Source organism: Streptococcus mitis (assembly GCF_003944325.1).
Classification (GTDB): Bacteria; Bacillota; Bacilli; order Lactobacillales; family Streptococcaceae; genus Streptococcus; species Streptococcus mitis_CW.
In genome coordinates, this window is sequence record NZ_RJPX01000068.1 from 1 (window position 1) to 3,235 (window position 3,235).

Genomic DNA, 3,235 nt, shown 5'->3' on the forward strand with positions numbered 1-3,235 from the left:
TGTGTTATGATTGCCTAGGTTTTCTACGATAGTAGAAGTCCGTTTATTTCCAACCTTGATATCTTTAATAATAGCGTAGTTGATAGTGTTTTTTGACTTTGATTGTTTAACTCTCATCTTTTCATACCTCACTCCATTATAACAAAGTACGAGAAAGTACGCAAATAAAAAGTGGTAAAATTTGACAAGAAAATGCTCTTATATCAACCTTTATGAGGATTTTTTTACTTCATAACTGTCAAAGTCCCGAATTAGACAAGCTGGGTGACTCTTACCTGGCTTTTTCTTATGGAAAATGTCTAAGGAAACTTGACAAGTTTTTCTAACTATAGTATACTTTTTAAGTAAGCTGATTTAGCTCAGTTGGCAGAGCGCATCCATGGTAAGGATGAGGTCGCCGGTTCAATCCCGGCAATTAGCATTAAATAGACAGAAAAAACCTTTATTTACAAGGTTTTTTGTTATGTTTGCCTCAAATTTTTCAAAGATATAGTAGATTGAAATAAGATGTGAACAAATTGATTGGGGAAATCAAATTAATTTCTAGAAATGTCTTAGCAATTGTGGTGCACTATTCCAACTTCAATTTATTATATTTCTTATGCACCTGTGTAAATAAAACTAAAGAGTTTCGTCTGTTGACAAAAGTCATTCTCTTTAGTAGAATGGTAGATGCGATGAGTCGATAGGTAGTCTTCGGGCTACTATTGAGCATAAGGAGGTCATAACGCAGGAGCGGACCTTGATGAGTTGTGTGAACCTGCTCATCACATGAAGATGCCTCTTAGTCCCTGGTCTAGCGACTGGGGATTTTTATTTTCCAAAAAATGATGAAAAAGCTTTGCAATTCATGGAAAAAGTAGTATAATACATCTATTATAGAAATTTTTAGAAAATTCCGAAAGAGGTTATTTATGGGATATACAGTTGCTGTAGTCGGCGCGACAGGTGCTGTCGGTGCTCAGATGATAAAAATGTTGGAAGAATCAACACTTCCAATCGAAAAAATCCGCTTACTTGCTTCTGCACGTTCAGCAGGCAAGACTTTGAAATTTAAAGACCAAGATATTACGATTGAAGAAACGACTGAGACAGCTTTTGAAGGAGTTGATATCGCTCTCTTTTCAGCAGGCGGTTCTACATCAGCTAAATATGCACCATACGCAGTGAAAGCTGGAGCGGTAGTAGTTGATAATACATCTTACTTCCGTCAAAATCCAGACGTTCCTTTGGTTGTTCCAGAGGTCAATGCTCACGCACTTGATGCCCACAACGGGATTATTGCTTGCCCTAACTGTTCAACAATCCAAATGATGGTGGCGCTTGAGCCAGTTCGCCAAAAATGGGGATTGGACCGTATCATTGTTTCAACTTACCAAGCAGTTTCAGGTGCTGGTATGGGAGCAATTCTTGAGACACAACGTGAACTTCGTGAAGTTTTGAATGATGGTGTGAATCCACGTGATTTACATGCAGAAATCTTGCCTTCAGGTGGTGACAAGAAACATTATCCTATCGCTTTTAATGCTCTTCCACAAATTGATGTCTTCACTGACAATGATTACACTTACGAAGAGATGAAGATGACTAAGGAAACTAAGAAAATCATGGAAGATGACAGCATTGCAGTATCTGCAACATGTGTGCGTATTCCAGTCTTGTCAGCTCACTCTGAGTCTGTTTACATCGAAACAAAAGAAGTGGCTCCAATTGAAGAAGTGAAAGCAGCTATCGCAGCTTTCCCAGGTGCGATTCTGGAGGATGATGTCGCTCATCAAATCTATCCTCAAGCCATCAATGCAGTGGGTTCACGTGATACCTTTGTTGGTCGTATCCGTAAAGACTTGGATGCAGAAAAAGGAATTCACATGTGGGTTGTTTCAGATAACCTTCTCAAAGGTGCTGCTTGGAATTCAGTTCAAATTGCAGAAACTCTTCATGAACGTGGATTGGTTCGTCCAACAGCTGAATTGAAATTTGAATTAAAATAGTCATATCGTTTAGGAGTTCAGATGAACTCCTTCTTTGAAATAGAGAGGTGTTTCTCATGTCTTATCAAGATTTAAAAGAGTGTAAAATCATCACGGCCTTCATTACCCCTTTCCACGAGGATGGTTCTATCAACTTTGATGCTATTCCAGCCTTGATTGAGCATTTGTTGGCCCATCATACGGATGGAATTCTTCTTGCAGGAACGACGGCTGAGAGTCCAACTTTGACTCACGATGAAGAGTTGGAACTCTTTGCGGCAGTACAAAAGATTGTCAATGGACGCGTTCCTTTGATTGCGGGTGTAGGTACCAATGATACGCGTGACTCTATCGAGTTTGTCAAAGAAGTAGCAGAATTTGGCGGTTTTGCTGCTGGTCTTGCTATCGTGCCTTACTACAACAAACCTTCTCAGGAAGGAATGTATCAGCACTTTAAGGCCATTGCAGATGCTTCTGACCTACCAATTATCATCTATAACATTCCAGGTCGTGTGGTTGTCGAATTAACTCCAGAAACCATGCTTCGTTTGGCTGACCATCCAAATATCATTGGTGTCAAAGAATGTACTAGCTTGGCTAATATGGCTTATTTGATTGAACACAAGCCAGAAGAGTTCTTGATTTATACAGGTGAGGATGGAGATGCTTTCCATGCCATGAACCTTGGTGCTGACGGGGTTATTTCTGTTGCTTCTCATACAAATGGGGATGAAATGCACGAGATGTTTACTGCCATTGCCGAGAGTAATATGAAGAAGGCCGCAGCTATTCAGCGTAAGTTTATTCCTAAGGTTAATGCCCTCTTCTCATATCCAAGTCCTGCTCCTGTCAAGGCCGTTCTCAACTATATGGGATTTGAAGCTGGACCAACTCGTCTACCTTTAGTTCCAGCACCAGAAGAAGATGCCAAACGCATTATCAAGGTTGTTGTAGATGGCGACTACGAAGCAACTAAGGCAACTGTAACAGGTGTTTTAAGACCAGATTACTAATAAAGAATCGAGTAGGGGATAATCTCTAGCCCCTCTCACACCACCGTACGTGCCGTTCGGCATACGGCGGTTCAACTAACTTTTAACGCATGTCGTTCAAGGTAATAATCCAAACACGAAACCAGTCCACGTTTCTCAAGGACTGGTTTTGATATAGCACGTTTAAGTACCGACTTCTGAGCTACTAATTGATAGTGGTCACCCCAGCCAGATACCTTATCTGCTATCCATTTAGGAACTCCTAACTTAAGC

General features: G+C 40.5%; 2 protein-coding genes, 1 tRNA gene and 1 pseudogene. 3 read left to right on the top strand and 1 reads right to left on the bottom strand.

Annotation, left to right across the window (positions count from 1 at the left end; translation table 11 throughout):
* The first annotated feature begins 348 nt into the window (after nucleotides 1–348).
* The 3 genes from D8787_RS10945 to dapA all read left to right on the top strand — a co-directional run bounded on the left by D8787_RS10945 (nucleotide 349) and on the right by dapA (nucleotide 2,983).
* Nucleotides 349–421, top strand: a tRNA-Thr gene (locus D8787_RS10945).
* 493 nt (nucleotides 422–914) lie between these two features.
* Nucleotides 915–1,991 carry an aspartate-semialdehyde dehydrogenase gene (locus D8787_RS10950; protein WP_125423830.1) on the top strand — a complete coding sequence of 359 codons (1,077 nt, stop codon included), beginning with the start codon at nucleotides 915–917 and terminating at the stop codon, nucleotides 1,989–1,991.
* Between the two features lie 56 nt (nucleotides 1,992–2,047).
* Nucleotides 2,048–2,983: a 4-hydroxy-tetrahydrodipicolinate synthase gene (dapA, locus tag D8787_RS10955; protein WP_125423833.1), complete on the top strand. Its 936-nt coding sequence runs from the start codon at nucleotides 2,048–2,050 to the stop codon at nucleotides 2,981–2,983.
* 71 nt (nucleotides 2,984–3,054) lie between these two features.
* Here the strand turns inward: dapA and D8787_RS10960 are convergent.
* Nucleotides 3,055–3,235: pseudogene (locus D8787_RS10960) on the bottom strand (group II intron reverse transcriptase/maturase); the annotation flags it as partial.

Coding starts and splice junctions, on each gene's coding strand:
- dapA (WP_125423833.1), top strand. CDS start 2,048: ATGTCTTATCAAGATTTAAAAGAGTGTAAAATCATCACGGCCTTCATT.
- D8787_RS10950 (WP_125423830.1), top strand. CDS start 915: ATGGGATATACAGTTGCTGTAGTCGGCGCGACAGGTGCTGTCGGTGCT.